14 protein-coding genes, 2 pseudogenes and 1 riboswitch are annotated in these 15,979 nt (G+C 68.0%); of the genes and pseudogenes, 5 read left to right on the plus strand and 11 right to left on the minus strand.

The window, feature by feature from the left end:
* Window positions 1-664: 664 nt before the first annotated feature.
* From GY812_12560 to GY812_12580, 5 genes and pseudogenes are all read right to left on the minus strand, one after another.
* A pseudogene (locus GY812_12560) lies at window positions 665-886 on the minus strand (MerR family transcriptional regulator).
* A 29-nt stretch (window positions 887-915) separates the two neighbouring features.
* Window positions 916-1,380, minus strand: coding sequence for an FHA domain-containing protein (locus tag GY812_12565; protein MCP4436311.1), 465 nt, complete (start codon window positions 1,378-1,380; stop codon window positions 916-918).
* Window positions 1,377-1,757, minus strand: a complete 381-nt coding sequence (gcvH, locus tag GY812_12570) for a glycine cleavage system protein GcvH (GenBank protein ID MCP4436312.1) — start codon at window positions 1,755-1,757, stop codon at window positions 1,377-1,379. The genes GY812_12565 and gcvH overlap by 4 nt, the downstream gene beginning before the upstream one ends.
* A gap of 15 nt (window positions 1,758-1,772) precedes the next feature.
* Window positions 1,773-4,259 carry an NTP transferase domain-containing protein gene (locus GY812_12575; GenBank protein ID MCP4436313.1) on the minus strand — a complete coding sequence of 829 codons (2,487 nt, stop codon included), beginning with the start codon at window positions 4,257-4,259 and terminating at the stop codon, window positions 1,773-1,775.
* The gene (locus GY812_12580) at window positions 4,256-4,963 is read right to left on the minus strand and encodes a CDP-alcohol phosphatidyltransferase family protein (GenBank protein ID MCP4436314.1); all 708 of its coding nucleotides are present in this window, start codon (window positions 4,961-4,963) and stop codon (window positions 4,256-4,258) included. Before GY812_12580 ends, GY812_12575 begins: the two co-directional genes overlap by 4 nt.
* A 72-nt stretch (window positions 4,964-5,035) precedes the next feature.
* Between GY812_12580 and GY812_12585 the strand changes: the two genes are divergently transcribed.
* On the plus strand, window positions 5,036-5,488 hold the full coding sequence (locus GY812_12585) for an HIT family protein (GenBank protein ID MCP4436315.1): 453 nt from the start codon (window positions 5,036-5,038) through the stop codon (window positions 5,486-5,488).
* Here the strand turns inward: GY812_12585 and GY812_12590 are convergent.
* Window positions 5,485-6,195, minus strand: coding sequence for an SOS response-associated peptidase (locus tag GY812_12590; GenBank protein MCP4436316.1), 711 nt, complete (start codon window positions 6,193-6,195; stop codon window positions 5,485-5,487). The two genes, GY812_12585 and GY812_12590, sit on opposite strands and share 4 nt — an antisense overlap.
* Before the next feature lie 42 nt (window positions 6,196-6,237).
* On the opposite strand from GY812_12590, the gene GY812_12595 reads away from it, so the two are divergent.
* Entirely contained in the window at window positions 6,238-7,410 is a 1,173-nt protein-coding gene (locus tag GY812_12595; GenBank protein MCP4436317.1) for a glycosyltransferase family 2 protein, read from the plus strand.
* A gap of 95 nt (window positions 7,411-7,505) precedes the next feature.
* Window positions 7,506-8,777, plus strand: a complete 1,272-nt coding sequence (locus GY812_12600; protein ID MCP4436318.1) for a GGDEF domain-containing protein — start codon at window positions 7,506-7,508, stop codon at window positions 8,775-8,777.
* Between the two features lie 23 nt (window positions 8,778-8,800).
* Here GY812_12600 and GY812_12605 read toward each other — a convergent pair whose 3' ends face one another.
* The 5 genes from GY812_12605 to GY812_12625 all read right to left on the minus strand — a co-directional run bounded on the left by GY812_12605 (window position 8,801) and on the right by GY812_12625 (window position 14,945).
* Window positions 8,801-9,562, minus strand: coding sequence for a hypothetical protein (locus tag GY812_12605; protein ID MCP4436319.1), 762 nt, complete (start codon window positions 9,560-9,562; stop codon window positions 8,801-8,803).
* 49 nt (window positions 9,563-9,611) lie between these two features.
* On the minus strand, window positions 9,612-10,769 hold the full coding sequence (locus tag GY812_12610) for an aminotransferase class I/II-fold pyridoxal phosphate-dependent enzyme (GenBank protein ID MCP4436320.1): 1,158 nt from the start codon (window positions 10,767-10,769) through the stop codon (window positions 9,612-9,614).
* Window position 10,770: 1 nt separating this feature from the next.
* The gene (locus tag GY812_12615) at window positions 10,771-11,949 is read right to left on the minus strand and encodes a homoserine O-acetyltransferase (protein ID MCP4436321.1); all 1,179 of its coding nucleotides are present in this window, start codon (window positions 11,947-11,949) and stop codon (window positions 10,771-10,773) included.
* A 45-nt stretch (window positions 11,950-11,994) separates the two neighbouring features.
* Window positions 11,995-12,113: riboswitch (SAM riboswitch) on the minus strand.
* Window positions 12,114-12,141: 28 nt separating this feature from the next.
* Window positions 12,142-13,731, minus strand: a complete 1,590-nt coding sequence (locus GY812_12620; GenBank protein ID MCP4436322.1) for an N-6 DNA methylase — start codon at window positions 13,729-13,731, stop codon at window positions 12,142-12,144.
* 53 nt (window positions 13,732-13,784) lie between these two features.
* Window positions 13,785-14,945, minus strand: a complete 1,161-nt coding sequence (locus GY812_12625; GenBank protein MCP4436323.1) for a DEAD/DEAH box helicase — start codon at window positions 14,943-14,945, stop codon at window positions 13,785-13,787.
* Window positions 14,946-14,966: 21 nt separating this feature from the next.
* Between GY812_12625 and GY812_12630 the strand changes: the two genes are divergently transcribed.
* Entirely contained in the window at window positions 14,967-15,827 is an 861-nt protein-coding gene (locus GY812_12630; GenBank protein ID MCP4436324.1) for a beta-lactamase family protein, read from the plus strand.
* 6 nt (window positions 15,828-15,833) lie between these two features.
* Window positions 15,834-15,979 (plus strand): annotated as a pseudogene (locus GY812_12635) (UDP-3-O-(3-hydroxymyristoyl)glucosamine N-acyltransferase).

Below are 15,979 nucleotides of genomic sequence, written 5' to 3' on the forward strand. Positions count from 1 at the left end.
CGGCGTGCACGTCTGCACCGAGCTCGGCCAGCTCGGCGGCGGTCTCGGCGGCCTGCATGCGACCCTCGGGGTTGCGCTGTTTCAACAACGGCATCACGACCTGCTCCACCAGGCCGGCCTCGCGCACCGCAGCGACCTTGTAGATGCGCAGGTGGCGCGGTCCGACACCAAGCACGGCGCATCGGGCGGCGGCGCGGCAGACGACCAGGTCGGTGTCGTCGTAGGTGGGCTCGCCGCCGACGTCGCGTGGGGCGAGCAGGCCGAACTCGACCAGTGCGGCCAGGTAGTCCTCGTCGAGCCCGCTCGCATCCAGCAACTCGGCATGTGTGAGCTGGCCTGCCGGCACCTCCACCACCTCCGCAGGCGGCGGTGGCTCGACCGGAGCGCTCGTGGCGGTGGACCGGCCGGGCTCCTTGGGCTTGCGCGGGTCTTCCTGCAGCGCCGCCACGACATCGGCGGGGGTGGCGTGGCGCGGCGCCTGCGGCTCTGCGCGCTGCTCCGGCGACTGCTGGTTCGGCTTGTCGCCAGGTTGACCGTCGTTCGCCTCGACGGGCGTCTCGTCAGTCGTCTCGTCGGGCGCGCCGGCCGCCTGCTCGGCAGCCTCGTCCGCGAGCGCGGTCCACAGAGTTGGTTGGTCCGAACCGGCGTCCACCAGCTCCACGCCCGAGTCGAGCGCCTTCTTGATCACCTTCAGGGGCAGGAAGTGGTCGCGCTGCTGGCGAAGGATCCATCGGAGGCGTTCGACGTCGCCATCGCTGAACTGCCGGTAGCCGGACGCGTTGCGCTCCGGGCACACCAGACCCTGACTCTCCAGGAAGCGGATCTTGGAGATCGTGACGTCGGGGAACTCCTCGGTGAGCACCGAGAGCACCTCTCCGATCGACAGTGGGGCCGAGGTCTCGGGCTCGGCCGTGCTCACGCGTCACCACCGAGCGTGCCGATGACGAACACCAGGCGGAACTTGCCGATCTGGATCTGGGCCCCCTCGCGCAACGCGAGCCGCTCGACCCTCTCGCCATCTACGTAGGTGCCGTTGAGCGAGCCGACGTCTTCGATCACGTACTGCCCTTCGGACTCGGTGATCACCTTTGCGTGGCGGCGCGAGACCGTGACGTCGTCGAGGAAGATGCCGCTGTCGGGATGGCGGCCGATCGACGTCTCGGGCGCCTCCAGCGCATATCGGGCGCCCGCAGTCGCCCCCCGGGTGACCACCATCTGGCCGACCTCGCCCTCGGTGGGCACGTCGACGCCCAGCTTCGGCCAGCTCCCTGTGGCCACCTCGGCGTCGGGCAGCTCGGCCCCGCACGCACTGCAGAACCGCGCCTCGCCGGCATTGCGGACACTGCACCGCGGGCAGGTGACGCCGTCTGACACGCTCAGCCCTCGATCAACGCGCTGTAGGCATCGGCGTCGAGCAGCTCCTCGAGGGCCGCAGGGTCCGACACTGCGATGGTGACCATCCAACCCTCACCGTAGGGATCGCTGTTGACGAGCTCCGGGCCGTCTTCCAGGGCGAGGTTGACCTCTGTGACCTCACCGGCCACGGGTGCGTAGAGCTCCGAGACCGACTTGGTCGACTCGATCTCGCCCAGTTCACCGCCGGAGTCGACCTGCGCACCCACCTCCGGCAGCTGGACGAACACCACGTCACCGAGAGCGTCCTGTGCGTAGTCGGTGATGCCGACGCGCACGGTGGCCCTATCGGCGCGGATCCATTCGTGATCCTTCGAGTACCTGAGTTCCGCCGGGACGTTCATTCGGCCAAACCTAACTCACCTGACCATCTGTCGGAGGCGCCGTGCGTACTCCTGGGTGAGCTGGCGGGCTTCCGCCGGGCTGTCCGCCTCTGCCCAGATGTGGGTCACTGGCTCCTCGGGGTCGGGCAGCAGCAGAGCCCAGCCGGAATCGTGGTTGACCTTCACGCCATCGATGAGTTCGACGTCGCGGCCCTGCGTCTGCTCAACGAGGCTGCGCATGACCAGGCCCTTCTGCTCCCACGGGGTCACCACGGTCTCGTGCACCAGGTGTGACTCCGGCGCAGCGCTGCGAACCTCGGCCAGCGAGGTGTCGCGCGAAGCCAGCAGATCGAGGATCTTGAGCAATCCCGCAGCACCATCGAAGGCCGGCATGAACCCGGGGAGGATCACTCCACCTTCCAGGTTGGCGGCGAAGCCGACACCAGGTGACTCGGCCTCCGCCATCAGTGCCGGAGCCGATGTCTTGGTCCACAGCACCTTCGCGCCCCCGCGCTCCACCAGCTCGGCAGCCGCGCGCGGCGCATTCACCGGCAGGGCCACGGTGTCGCCGTCCATCGAGCCGCAAACCAGCTCGAGGAAGCAGAACAGCGCCTCGGTGTCACCCAGGACGTTGCCCTCGCCGTCGATGAGTGTGAGCTGGTCGCCTGTGGGGTCGATCACGGCGCCGAGGTCGGCATCCGCGGCAGTGACGAGGCGTGCGGTGTCACGGGAGTGCTGCTCACGATCGAAGCCGAGCATGCCGGCAGTCGACACGTACGGGTTGACCGCCAGCACCTCCAAGCCCAGCTTCGCGAGCACATTGGGCATCGCGAGGCTGGCCGAGCCGTAGCCATAGTCGATTACGACCCTGAAGCCCTTCTCGCTGATCGCACCGGTGTCGATCGACTGCTCGAGGGCCACCGCGTAGCGCTCCAGTGCCCGGGGCACCAGGTCGATGTCGCCGATGTCGGCGGGGCGCACCCGGCGAAAGTCCTCACGCGAGAAGAGCCGCTCAATCTTGCGCTGGCTGGCCTCGGTGATGTCGGCGCCGCCACCGTCGAGGAAGCGGATGATCACCGAGTCGGGGTCACCGTCGGCGAGCCGGAGCGAGATCCCCCCCTCCACGTTGGCAGAGCGGCTGTGGAACCGGGTGACCGGCATTGCGGCCACCTCCAGGTCGAACACGTTGATGCCGCCCGCCTGCAGGCCCGAGATCATCGCCCTCTTGAGCATCCTCGCGGCCCGAGACGAGTCACGTGACACCACGACCCGGGACTGCTTGGGAAGCGATGTTGCGTAGGCGAGCGCCACCTTGGCGGCCAGCTCCGGGGTGGCGTCGACGTTGGCCAGTCCGCTCACCCCTCCGCGACCGAACAGGCTGCGCGCGCCGCGCGACTCCCAGATCAGCGATGTGTTGACGACGGCGCCGGCTTCGATGGTCTTGAACGGGTACACCTTGACGTCAGTGGAGATCACCGAGTCCTCGCCGACGAAGACCTCGTCGCCGATCACCACACCTTCCTCGCAGCGGGCGCCGCGGCGGAGGTCGGCCGAGCGCCCGACAACGGTGCCGCGCAGGCGCACCCCTTCGCCGAGGTATGCGTTGTCGTGCACGACCGTTCGCTCGAGCTCGGAATCGCCGCGGACGCGCACGCCGGTGCCGAGCACGGCGTACTCACCAACCTGCACACCTGCGTCGATGTTGCAGTTGTCGCCGATCACCGCCGGTCCGGTCAGCGAGGCATCGGGATGGATCTCGGCCCCCTCGCCCACCCAGACACCGTCTGACACCTCGAAACCGGGTATGTCCACCTCGACGCGGCCATCGAGGATGTCCTTGTGGGCCCGCACGTAGGACTCGAGGGTGCCCACGTCCTCCCAGTAGCCGTCGGCCACCGCACCGAGCACCTTCTCGCCGTCGGCCAGCACCTGCGGGAACACCTCACCGGAGAAGTCCACGGCCACGTCGGGCTCGATCCAGTCGAATATGCGCGGCTCGAGCACGTAGATGCCCGAGTTGATCGTGTCCGAGAACACCTGGCCCCACGTGGGCTTCTCGAGAAACCTCTCGATCCCGCCGCTTTCGTCGGTGATGACTATTCCGTACTCGAGTGGGTTCTCGACCCGGACCAGTCCGATCGTGGCCAAGGCGCCCGCCTCGTTGTGGGCGTCGACGATCGCTCCGAGGTCCACGTCGGTGAGCACGTCGCCCGAGATCACGAGAAACGTCTCGTCGAGCTCGTCCATGGCGTTGCGTACCGACCCGGCGGTGCCGAGCGGGGTCTCCTCGGTCGCATAGACCATGCGCACTCCGAACTCGGAGCCGTCGCCGAAGTACGTGCGGATCGTGTTGGCCATGAACGCCACGGTCACGACTATCTCGTCGATGCCGTGTCGCACGAGCAGCTCCACGATGTGCTCCATCATCGGCCGGTTCGCGAGTGGCATCATCGGCTTGGGGGCGTTGGAGGTGAGGGGCCTCAACCGGGTGCCCTCACCTCCGGCCATGATCACGGCTTTCACGTCAGGTCCTTGGGGTTGGGGGATAGTCCACGGGTCAGGTCCGCAGCGAGGTCGGCATCGTGAGACTGGCGGCCCTCGCGCAGGGCGGTCGGACCATCACGCAGGTAGCCGGCGAATGCGATGTAGCCGAACACGAGACCCGGAATGCCGGTCGCCCAGGCTCCGATCTCCATCGCATCACGAAGCCCCGAGGAGAGGCTCTCGTCGCTGGCGATCAGGAACAGCGGGAATGCGACCATCTGGCAGAAGGTGCCGGTCTTGCCGATGAAGGACACGTCCATGCGGCGTGCACCCATTGCCGTGATGGCCACGACATAGATCGACATGACCACCTCGCGGGCGATCACCAGGATGCCGAACCACAGCGGCACGGCGCCCACGATGATGATCGAACCGACACCGACGATCATGAGCAGACGATCGACGGTGGGGTCGAACATCTTGCCGAAGTTGGACACCTGACCGAACCGCCGGGCGACCCAGCCGTCGACCCAGTCGGTGGCGCCCAGGACGCCCAGCAGCACCGCGGCCTGCCATCGCAGCTCGCGGCCGAACAACATCCACAGGAATACCGGGATGCACAACAGCCGCACCAGCGTTATCAGGTTGGGCACCGTGAGCAGGCGGTCCTCGCCTTCGGGAATCTCCTCGCCCGCGAGCCCACGACGGGTGGCCGCCGCGCTGGACTCGGGCTGTTCTGGCACGGCCTCATTGTAGGTGCGCGGCGAAGCACACGGGCGCCCCGCCTCCCCGCAAACGCTGCCTATGCTGCGACGATGACCGCTGAGGACTCCCCTTCACCCGAGCCGTCGATCTTCACGAGGATTATCCAGGGCGAGTTGCCCGGCCGTTTCGTGTGGCGCGACGACGACGTGGTGGCGTTCCTCACCATCGCCCCGATCCAGCCCGGTCACACCATGGTCGTGCCCGTGCGCCAGGTCGACCACTGGGTCGACGTCGACGCGGCGACCTGGGGGCACATGGCCGAGGTGCAACAGGCGGTCGGCAGCGCCTTGCAGGAGGTCTTCTCGCCCGCGCGGGTGGGCTCGATGATCCTCGGCATGGAAGTGCCGCACTGCCACGTGCACCTCGTGCCCATCGAGCACGAGAGCGACCTGAGCTTCGCCAATGCCGACAACAACCCCGACCCCACCGAGATGGACCGCAACACCGAGGCAATCCGCAAGGCGCTGCGCTCGGCCGGTTACGGCGACAGCGTTCCCGGCTAGGGCAGCTCGACTGGGTCCATCAGGTGCGGACCCTTGTTGCGCACGTTGTTGACTTCCGTCGACACCGGGTGGAACGTGATCAGCTTCGGTGGCGCGGGCACGAGCAACTTCGCGATTCCCTCGACCTCGCTGGCCGGGTCGAGCCACTGCTCCCACGCCGCCGCCGGCAGGATGACCGGCATCCGGTCGTGCAGCTCGGCCATCTTGTCGTTGGGTGATCCGGTGATGATGGTGGTGGACCGCACCGTCACCTCGTCGGAGTCCTCGGCAGAACCGGGAAGCCGACCCTTCCACTGCTCCCACAACCCGGCGAACGCGTAGGGCTCGCCGTCCGGGCGCGTGATGTACCAGGGCTGCTTCGCCCCTGCGCCTTCGGGCTTGTTCCACTCATAGAAGCCGTCGGCGGGAACGATGCAGCGGCGACGCCTGTACGCCGCACGGAAGGCCGGCTTCTCCGCAACGGTCTCGGCCCTCGCGTTGATCATGCGACTGCCGACCTTCAGCTCCTTGGCCCACTTCGGCACGAGTCCCCAATGGAAGGTGTCGAGCCGGCGGGTCGAGCCGTCGGAGTACACCACGAACACATCGGTGGTCGGCGCCGTGTTGTAGTTGGGACGGTGTTCGAGAGCCTGTTCGCTGACCTCGTCGACGTCGAAGTACTTCGCGATGTCCTGCGCACCGGATGAAGACACGAAGCGACCGCACATGGGCGCCAGCGTAGGTCGGCGAAGTTACGCTCTTGGCACCCCATGAACCGCACAGCCTCACCACCGGTCGTCTCGGTAATCACACCCACCTACTGCGAGGCAGAGAACCTGCCTGAACTGGTTCGCCGGGTCCATGCGGCCCTCGAGGGAACCACTCACGAGATCATCGTGGCCGACGACAATTCCCCCGACGGAACCTGGCGGGTGGCCGAGGAACTCGCCGCCGAGGACGACACGATCGTGGTGATCAGGCGCTTCCACGACCCTGGCCTGAGCGCCGCAGTGCTGGATGGCATGTACAGCGCGCGTGGCTCGTACCTGGCGGTGATCGATGCTGACCTGCAGCACGACGCGGCGGCACTTGCCCGGATGCTCGAGGTGCTTCGCAGCGGCGATGCGGACGTGGTGGTCGGCTCCCGCGAGAGCGAGGGCGGCGGCTATGGCGAGTGGAGCGCCCAGCGGCGATTCGTGAGCTGGGTGGCGGCGGGGATCGCCAAGGTGTTCCTGCGGGTACCCACCGATGACCCGATGAGCGGATTCTTCATGCTCACGCGCAACGCCTACGAGGACACAGCCGCACAGATCAACCCGATGGGCTTCAAGATCCTGCTGGAGTTCATCGGACGCAATCGGTCGCTGCGGGTCGCGGAGGTCGGATACGAGTTCGCCAACCGGGTGCACGGTGAGACGAAGCTCAACCGAAGTGTGATCCGCTCGTACCTGCTTGCGGTGGCGGAGCTTCGCCTCGGCCGACAGATCAACCCGGTGTTCCTGCTCTACGTGCTGGTCGGAATCCTCGGCCTCGCGGTCAACTCGGTGTTGTTCACCATCTTCGAGGCCATGGGATTCCCGAGGGTGGAAACCGGTCTCAACGACGCACTCGACCCGATCTACTCGTCGTTCGTGTTCAGTGTGTCACTCACCACGCTGCTGTTGTTCGCGATCAACAACGAGTTCACGTTCTGGGAGCAGCGCTACACCGGATGGCGCTTGTTGCCGGCGTTCGGGCTCTACGCGCTGATGACGCTGGTCGGCACCCTGGTGCACATCGCCGTTTTCTCGTGGCTGCAGGAGACCGGTTTCCTGTTCGACCTGATCGGCGAGGACGCCGCTCGGGTGGTGCACAACCTGCTCGGGGCAACGGTGGCCCTGGTGGTCAACTGGTACCTCAACACCACCTTCGTGTGGAGGCGGAGACTGGACCGAACGACCTGATTCGGCACGCTGGAGCTCCTTGTCTCAAGGGGTGCAGTGGTCCTACCGATCACCTTCGCCTGGACGCCGACCGCCCAGCCGATCCGCTCGAGGGGATGCCCCTCGCAGCGGAGTTGGCGGCGGCACTGGCGGAGCAGTTCCCCTTCCTCGTGGTGCTGCTCGACCCCGAGCTCCAGATCATCTGGGCCAGCCGGGCGGCCGCCGACATCCTCGGCTACGACCCCAGCGAGCTGGTCGGTCGCAACATCGTCGAGATGCTGCACCCCGACGACATGGCCGAGGTCGCCCCCATGATGGCGGCCATCCTCGAACAACAGAAGGAGACCTTGGAGAGACCACCCGCCGCCGTGGCGCTCGAGCTGCCCGTGCGGGCGCTCCACAAGACCGGAACCTGGGTACCGGGGACCGCAACGGGAAGGGTGCTCAACGAGAACTGCTACCTGCTGGGTGTGATCCGCCCCACCGCCGAGCGGCACAGCATCGACCGGGTGCTCGACAGCCTTGTCGCCGGCGCCGAGCTCTCAGAGGTGCTGGAGAGCCTGATGGAACTCCTGCGTATCCAGTTCGGGCTCGACTGGGTCTGCCTGGTGCACGACTTCGATGGTGTCGCCACACACCTGTGCGACGGCCACCACGATCGCATCGAGAACTCCGCCGAGATCCTGGCATCCGTGCGTGACACCCCGAATGACGCCACCTTCGGTCTGCGCCGGTGGGTCGTCGGGGTTCCCGAGAACAACCGCAAGTCGGTGCATGCGGCATTTGTGATGCCCAACCCGCGCGACGAGGGACCGAACCCCTGGGACGAGATGATCCTGGGGCGCGCCGTCAGCCTCGCCTCGCTTGCATTCGCCCGGGCGGGCGACGACAGGCGGCTGCGCCATGCAGCCAGCACCGACCACCTGACGGCGCTGCCGAACCGACGCGCCTTCGAGGACCGCATCGAACAGCTGAACTCACGTGCGGACGACTTCCCTGTGGCGGTGTTCTTCGTCGACGCTGACCGATTCAAGTCGATCAACGACAGGCACGGCCACACAGTCGGTGACGAGACCCTGGCATCGATCGCTGAACGCCTGGTGCTGGCGACCCGCGAAGGTGACTTCGTGGGGCGCATCGGCGGCGACGAATTCGCTGTTTGCGCCCCCGGCATGGACTCCGTGCAGGCCGCAGCGACGCGGGAGCGCATAGCTGCAGCCTTCGACAAGCCCGTGGCCACCGCAGCCGGGGACCTCGACGTGTCAGTGAGCATCGGCACCGCGATGGCTGAGACAGCCGATGACCTCGAGCAGATCGTGGCCCGCAGCGACGCAGACATGTATGCCCGCAAGTCGGGCGGCTACCCCGTCACCCGGCACTCCGACTGACCGGACGAAGCGGTCAGCGCTGACTACTCGAAGGGGTTGGGTGCACCCGGTCCCTCGTCGGCGGCATCATTCGGCGACGTTTCGGCCGGTTCGGTGCCCGAGAATCCCTGCGGAAGCACCGAGGCATCCGGGGTCCTCTCGCCCCAGCCCTGCGAAGCCCAGGTTCCGCCGGAGTCGGTCTCGAACGCGGGTCGGGGTGTGGCCCGGACCTGCTGATCGATCCCGACCGACGCGGCCACCGCTGACCATGAGCCTGGCGCAGTGGGTGCGAGGGCCGGTGGACGCGCCGACGGAGCTGCTGGGACGGACCGGGCCGCTGCCGGAGGTTGTGCCGGGGATTGCGCGGGAGCCTGGGACGGCATGGGCGATGGGGCCTGCGCGAATGGTGTGGGGTCGGGCGGCGGCGACGAGGGTGCGGCGTCCGCGACCTCAGTGGCTTCGCTGGCCATGAGCCGCGCGGGCCGTGTGCGCCGCCAGAACACGATGGTGGCCACGAACACGACAGCGGCAAGTGTCAACAGGGCGATCACCACGAGGTTGATCGTGCGGCTGGCCTTCTCGGACTCGGTCAGCGGCGCTTCCCTGGCCGGCGTGCCCGCAGTGTCGAGTTCGGCGAGGGTCGTCGTTGTGTCTTCGCCAGGTTGGTCCGGCTCCTGGGCCCCGACCGGGCCCCCCAACCCGACACTGGCCAACGAGACGAGGACCAACCAGACGAGAGGCAACGCAATCAGACGCCGCGCCGTGCTCCCCCGCGGCGCCATGCTGTGCAGACTTCGGGGCGCCATGGTCCTCACGTTACCCCCGGCGGCCCGACGAGCTCATACAAGGCCGGCGTCACGCAAGCGCTGAGGCCAGGTCCGCCATCACGTCCGCCGGGTCCTCCAGGCCGAGCGACATCCGGATGGTTCCCGGTCCGATCCCCGCCGCCTCGAGCTCGTCGGGCAGCAGGTTGACGTGTGTCGTCGATGCCGGGTGGGTGACCAGCGTCTCGGGACCACCGAGTGATGTGGCAAGCCTGCACACCGATGTGGACTCCACGAGGTGTCGTCCTGCTTCGAAGCCACCGGCTACATCGAACGTGACGAGGCCACCCATGAGGTCCATCTGCCGGGCAGCCAGTTGGTGCTGCGGGTGTGACTCGAGCCCCGGGTAGCGAACGTCGGCCACCCGTTCGTCAGCCTCGAGGGCGGTCGCCACCTCGTGCGCCGCGGCGCTCTGGTGGCGGAGCCGTACCCCGAGGGTCCGCAGGCCCCTCAGGCCACCGGCTGCCTCGTATGGACTGGCGACCGCACCCTGGAGCACTGCGAAGCCCCACACCCAGTCGATCAACTCGCGGCTTCCTGCCACGACCCCGAGGGTCACGTCGTTGTGCCCGCCGATGCACTTCGTGGCGGAATGCACGACCAGGTCGCAACCGAATTCCAGGGGCCGTTGCCCGATGGGGGTGGCGAAGGTCGAGTCCACCACCTTCATGGGCCCCGCGATCCCACCGAGGGACTTCAGGTCCACGAGGTCCAATTTCGGGTTGGCGGGCGTCTCGGCGAGCAGAAGCATCGTCTTGCCCGGCCTCACGGCTTCACGCCAGGCATCGGCGTCGGTTCCGTCGACGAAGGTCACGTCGATGCCCATCCGGGGGCACACCGCCTGCAGCAACATCTGGGTGCCCGCATACAGCTGCGTCTGGGTGACGATGTGGTCTCCCGACGAGCACAGGCCAAGCACGACGGCCGCAACGGCCCCCATGCCCGACCCGAAAGCCCTCGCGGCCTCGGCCCCCTCCAGTTCGGCAACAGCCTCCTCGAAGTTGTTGACGGTGGGGTTGCCGTAGCGGGTGTAGAACTCGGTGGCCCCCACCGAGAGCGCCATCTCGCGGCCATCCGCGACGGTCGGCGTCTCGAACGTGGACGAAGCCCAGATCACAGGCGCCAACGCGCGGCCGTTGTGGCCGCGGCCGGCCCGTACCAATTTCGTGTCGATTCTCTCTTCTGCCATCTCAGTCCAGTGCTTTCTCGAGGAGGGTCGTGATGTGCGGGGCAAGCTGGTCGGTCTCGATCAGGAAGCCGTCATGACCATGTGGCGAGTCGATGTCGACCCAGGTGCTGTCGTTTCCCGCAGCAGTCAGTCCGTCATGAAGCTGGCGCTGCTGGTGGGGCGGGTACAGGCCATCGCTGCGAACCGCCGCCACCGCAGTCGGACAGTCCACCCTGGCGAGGGCCGACTCGACGCTGCCGCGGCCCCGCCCGAGGTCGTGCAGGTCCATGGCACGATTGAGCCGGACATAGCTGTTGGCATCGAAACGGCGGGCCAGCTTCAGACCGTGGTAGTCGAGGTAGCCCTCGATGTCGAAAGTGCGATCGAGCGAGAACTCGAGTTGGTTGAGCACCGTGCGGTGGAAGCGGTCGGTGAACACCTCGTCGCTGCGGTAGGTGACCTGGGCCAGCATCCGCGCGACTGCCAGGCCACGATGCGGTCCGTCACCGTCGACTGCGTCGTAGTAGTCGCCGCCACGAAACCGTGGGTCGGCCTGTACTGCCATGCGACCAATGTGGCTCCATGCGATCTGCTGCGCCGACGCCTCGGCAGTGGTCGACGCGAGCATCGCCGAGCCCACGCGGTCGGGATACATGACGGCCCATTCGACGGCTTGCATGCCCCCCATCGAACCTCCCACGACGCCGGCCCAGCGCAGGATGCCGAGCGAGTCGGCCACAGAGGCCTGCGAGCGGACCATGTCGCGGATCGACACCACCGGGAAGCTCGACCCCCACGGATCTGCAGTCTCGGGATCGAGCGACGCGGGGCCGGTGCTGCCCTGGCATCCGCCGATCACGTTCATGCACACCACGAACACGTGGTCGGTATCGAGCGCCTTGCCGGGTCCGATCAGGGGATCCCACCAGCCGGGCGACACATGGCCCTCGCCCGTGCGACCCGCTGCGTGGCTGTCGCCCGTGAGGGCGTGACAGACCAGCACCGCATTGGAGGCCTCGGCATCCAGCTCACCCCAGGTTTCGTACGCGACCTCGACATGGTCGAGATGGCCGCCCCCCTCGAGTGCGAAGCGCCGACCCGGAGACACCGTGTGGAATCGACGGTCACCGCGCGGGTCGCCCTCGCGCCACGCGCCCGTAGCCGGGAGGTCGTCTTCGTAGGGATGTCCTTCTGCGCTCAACTGGGTCGCCTGTGTCACGTGGACCCGGGCGGGACCGACTGCCAGTGGCGGACACTTGGTTGCTGCCCGATGGGCTGCCGCATCCCTGCACGGTGGCAGGCAGGCACCTTGGGTGTCCGTCCCAGGTTGCCGGACCCCTCTCAGGGCCACTCCGGATGGTGCGTCAACTGAAGCGCAACCGCACCCCTGCGGTCAAGTGCGTACCCGCGCCCTGCCTGGCAGGCGCGAGGCCCACCACTGCACGACGTCGGGGTCCTCGAAGCCGAGGGCGCGGTCGAGACGCCTGCCCACGGCCTCCCAACTACGGCCACCGGGACTCGCTCGCTGGGCACACAGCACCTGCCACGCCGATACCGCATCGCGCACCCCTGTGGGGTCCGTGGGCACGGCGATCGATTCGAGTGCCGATGCGCTGATTCGCAACGCCGCGCTGCTTCGTCCGGTCCCCGCCACTTCGAGCGCCAGTCGGGCGCTGCTGGACGGGGCCGAGAGCACCGCAGCCAGCAACGCGAGGGGCGTGTCGTCATCGAGTGGCTCGACGCTCACCACGGGGGTGACCGGGATGCAGTCACCCTCGGTGTCGCACACGGCCTCGATCACCCTGGTCTGTGAGGCCACCAACAACTTGGGCACGAGGCGGCGGCGCGACCACTGGGCCACACGGGTGGACTCGGCTTCGAGGTCATCGAGCGCCACGACGGGTCGGAGCACGGAGTTGCCCGCCAACCGCCGTGGCCGTTGACCCCAGCGCAGCTCGCCGGGGTCGATCATCCCCGAGGTGACCAGCCGCGCGTCGCCCGCAGGGTCGGTATTGTCGGGGCCCAGGTCGCGCGCTGCTGCGGCCAGGGCGTAGAACTCGTCGCGGAAGCCCGCCGTGCAATGCGCCCGCTCTCCCAGCGAGACCATCGAAGAGCGGTCGCGGTGTGCCGCCGGCGGAACCCCGAGGGCTGCGGCCAGCAACGGGCTCCAGCTTCCGGCGGAGTCGATGGCGATCGGGCGCGCAGGCGTGTCACGCCACAGCAGGGAGACCTTCGTTGCGCCCGTGGGCCTGTGTGGTCCCTCCTCCACACGCCTCAGCACCGGTGCGCAGACCTCGACTGCCGCGTCGAATGGCTGCTCATCGGTTGCCCACAAGGCGCACAGCTCAGTTGTTCGGGCCAGTGACTCGCGCACCGGCGCCGCGTCCCGCGCTCCCAGCACCGACTGCGGCTGCAACAGGCACACCACCGCACCCGAGCCGACGCCCTCCACCGCCGCGAGCAGGTGCAACGCCGATGAGTCGGTGTAGGCGCCCGGTCGACCGGCACCGGGCTTCGCGCCGTGTGTCGAGTCGAGCGGGCTCGAGAACGGCGGATTGCCCACTACCACGTCGACTTCTGCGGGCAACGGCCGACCCGTCAGGGCGTCGGCAACCGACAGCTGCGCGCCACCTGCGCCCATGGCCCCGTTCTCGTCCGCCCAACGGCGCAATGCCTCCCGCGCAACCTCGAGCGAGTCGGCATCGATGTCCTGGCCTGCGATCCGCGTGAGGGCGTCGGCCGGATCGAGCCCGCGACGCACCAGCTCATCGGCCGCGGCCAACAGCACCGCGCCTCCCCCACAGCTCGGGTCGAGCACCATCCTGGGCATCCGGCCCAGTTCGTCGAAAGCCAGCTGCACGATGCGCCGCGCAAGCGGCGCGGGCGTGTAGTGGGCGCCGAGAGCGCGCCGGCGCGCGGGGTCCATCCCGTTCTCGTGCAGCGCGACGAGCGCGCGGGAATCATCAAGGCTCGTGGGGGGCATCACCGCCGAGTCTGATCGACCCGCTGCCGGTGTTCGCGGATGGGCGGTGCCTGCTAGCCGGTGAGCCCTTCGAACTCGTGCAGGTTGCCGAGTCGAGGATCGTTGGAGAACACCTCGACGGGCTGGAGGTTCATGCCGAGGCGCTTCTGCATGCGCCGCACCTCGAGCTCCTCGTTCCACAACACGAGAGTCACGACCACGCCGGCCTCACCGGCGCGGGCCGTGCGGCCCGAGCGGTGCACGTAGGTCTTGTGGTCCGACGGCGGGTCGTAGTGGATCACCACGTCGACATCGTCGACGTGGATGCCGCGAGCGGCGACGTCGGTTGCCACGAGAGCCTGCACCTTGCCCTTCGAGAACGCCGCCAGCGAGCGCTCGCGGAGGTTCTGGCGGAGGTCGCCGTGGATTGCACGGGCCTCCACCCCCTCGTCGCCCAGCTTCCGGGCCAGGCGGTCCGCTCCGTGCTTGGTGGCGCTGAACACCATCGTGCGGCCGGTGCCCCGGATGATCGCAGCGACGACCTTCACCTTGTCCATCTCGTGGACCTGCAGGAACACGTGGGTCATCTTCTCGACCGACACGCCCTTCGACTCCACCTCGCGGCGCACTGGATCGTGCTGGTACCGCCTGATCAGCGAGTCGATGGCGCCGTCGAGCGTGGCGGAGAACAACAGCGTCTGGTGCTTGCCCTCGACGTTGCGCAGGATCCACTCGACCTGCGGTAGGAAGCCCATGTCGGCCATGCGGTCCGCTTCGTCGATCACGACCTTGGACACGTCGGCCACCGAGAGGTCGCCGCGCTCGATGAGGTCGATCGCTCGGCCGGGGGTGCACACCGCGAAATCGACTCCCGACTTCAGCGCCTTGATCTGCTTCTCGATCGGGTCGCCACCGTAGATCGCCGCGATCCGCACACCGCGGGCGTGTGCAGCCGCCGTGAGCTCGTCGCGCACCTGGGTGGCCAGTTCGCGTGTCGGAACCAGTGCCAGGGCGGTGGGGCGTCCAGGCTGGCCCTTCTCGAGCAGCTGGATCAGCGGGAGGCCGAAGGCAAGGGTCTTGCCTGAACCGGTGCGTGCCTTTCCGCAGACGTCGCGACCGGACAGGATGTCGGGAATCGTCTTCTCCTGGATGGGGAAGGCGGTCTCGATGCCACGTTGGGCGAGGGACGAACAGATGTCGCCGTCGAGCCCGAGCGATTCGAAGGATGCGGTCATGTCAGAGGGATGCGTTGAACGATGAGCCACAGAGTACCGGTCGGCGCCCCGGGGCCTGAATCCGCCGGGGCGCTGGCGCGTGCGCTCGCGGCCGTGGATTCCTGGGGCGCAGGGTTTGCGGCATGCGCCGCCAGCGGACCCGATGGAGTGCTCGCCACCCACGGTGACACCAATCGAGTGGTGCGCGTGGCGTCATTGACGAAGCTGGTCACGGCGCGCGCCGTGCTGCTGGCCGTGGAGGAAGGAGCGTTTGCACTGGCCGACCCCCTGGGCCCGCCGGGCTCCACGGTGGCCCACCTGCTCTGCCACGCAGGCGGCTACGACTTCGACGGCGGTGCCGTGCTGTCAGAGCCGGGCACCCGGCGTATCTACTCCAACACTGGCTACGAGGTACTCGCCGCGCATGTGGAGGCCACCACGGCCATCACCTTCGCCGACTACATGGCGGAGGGTGTATTGGATCCCCTCGGCATGTCGGCCACCGAGCTTCGGGGATCAGCGGCGAAGGACATGCACTCGAACGTGGACGACCTGTTGCGCCTGCTCGGGGAGTACCGCAACCCGACGGTGGTGGCGCCAGGCACTGCCGAGGCGGCGCGCAGCGTGCAGATGCCGGGACTCGACGGCGTGCTTCCCGGCTGGGGAGTTCAGCGGCCCTGTGACTGGGGCTACGGGCCGGAACTACGCGGAACCAAGTCTCCGCACTGGACCGGTTCGACCGCGGGTGCGGACACCCTCGGACACTTCGGGGGGTCGGGAACGCTGATGTGGCTCGACCGCTCGGGCGTGGGCTGCGTCGCCCTCAGCGACCGCGAGTTCGGCGAGTGGTCAGTCGCGCTCTGGCCCGGCTTCTCCGACGGGGTCCGCATCGCTGTCGGCTGACTCCTCAGCGTCGGAGCCGGCGTCACCGTCGGACCCAGCGTCACCGTCGGACCCAGCGTCACCGTCGGACCCAGCGTCACCGTCGGACCCAGCGTCACCGTCGGACCCAGCGTCACCGTCGGACCCAGCGTCACCGTCGGACCCAGCGTCAC

The sequence above is a fragment of the Actinomycetes bacterium genome (assembly GCA_024222295.1).
Lineage (GTDB): Bacteria > Actinomycetota > Acidimicrobiia > Acidimicrobiales > Microtrichaceae > JAAEPF01.

Excerpts from the sequence above, each read along its gene's own strand:
- GY812_12625 (MCP4436323.1), bottom strand. The coding sequence starts at position 14,945 with ATGACCGCATCCTTCGAATCGCTCGGGCTCGACGGCGACATCTGTTCG.
- GY812_12600 (MCP4436318.1), top strand. The coding sequence starts at position 7,506 with ATGCCCCTCGCAGCGGAGTTGGCGGCGGCACTGGCGGAGCAGTTCCCC.
- GY812_12620 (MCP4436322.1), bottom strand. The coding sequence starts at position 13,731 with ATGCCCCCCACGAGCCTTGATGATTCCCGCGCGCTCGTCGCGCTGCAC.
- GY812_12630 (MCP4436324.1), top strand. The coding sequence starts at position 14,967 with ATGAGCCACAGAGTACCGGTCGGCGCCCCGGGGCCTGAATCCGCCGGG.
- GY812_12595 (MCP4436317.1), top strand. The coding sequence starts at position 6,238 with ATGAACCGCACAGCCTCACCACCGGTCGTCTCGGTAATCACACCCACC.
- GY812_12590 (MCP4436316.1), bottom strand. The coding sequence starts at position 6,195 with ATGTGCGGTCGCTTCGTGTCTTCATCCGGTGCGCAGGACATCGCGAAG.
- gcvH (MCP4436312.1), bottom strand. The coding sequence starts at position 1,757 with ATGAACGTCCCGGCGGAACTCAGGTACTCGAAGGATCACGAATGGATC.
- GY812_12610 (MCP4436320.1), bottom strand. The coding sequence starts at position 10,769 with ATGGCAGAAGAGAGAATCGACACGAAATTGGTACGGGCCGGCCGCGGC.
- GY812_12585 (MCP4436315.1), top strand. The coding sequence starts at position 5,036 with ATGACCGCTGAGGACTCCCCTTCACCCGAGCCGTCGATCTTCACGAGG.
- GY812_12605 (MCP4436319.1), bottom strand. The coding sequence starts at position 9,562 with ATGGCGCCCCGAAGTCTGCACAGCATGGCGCCGCGGGGGAGCACGGCG.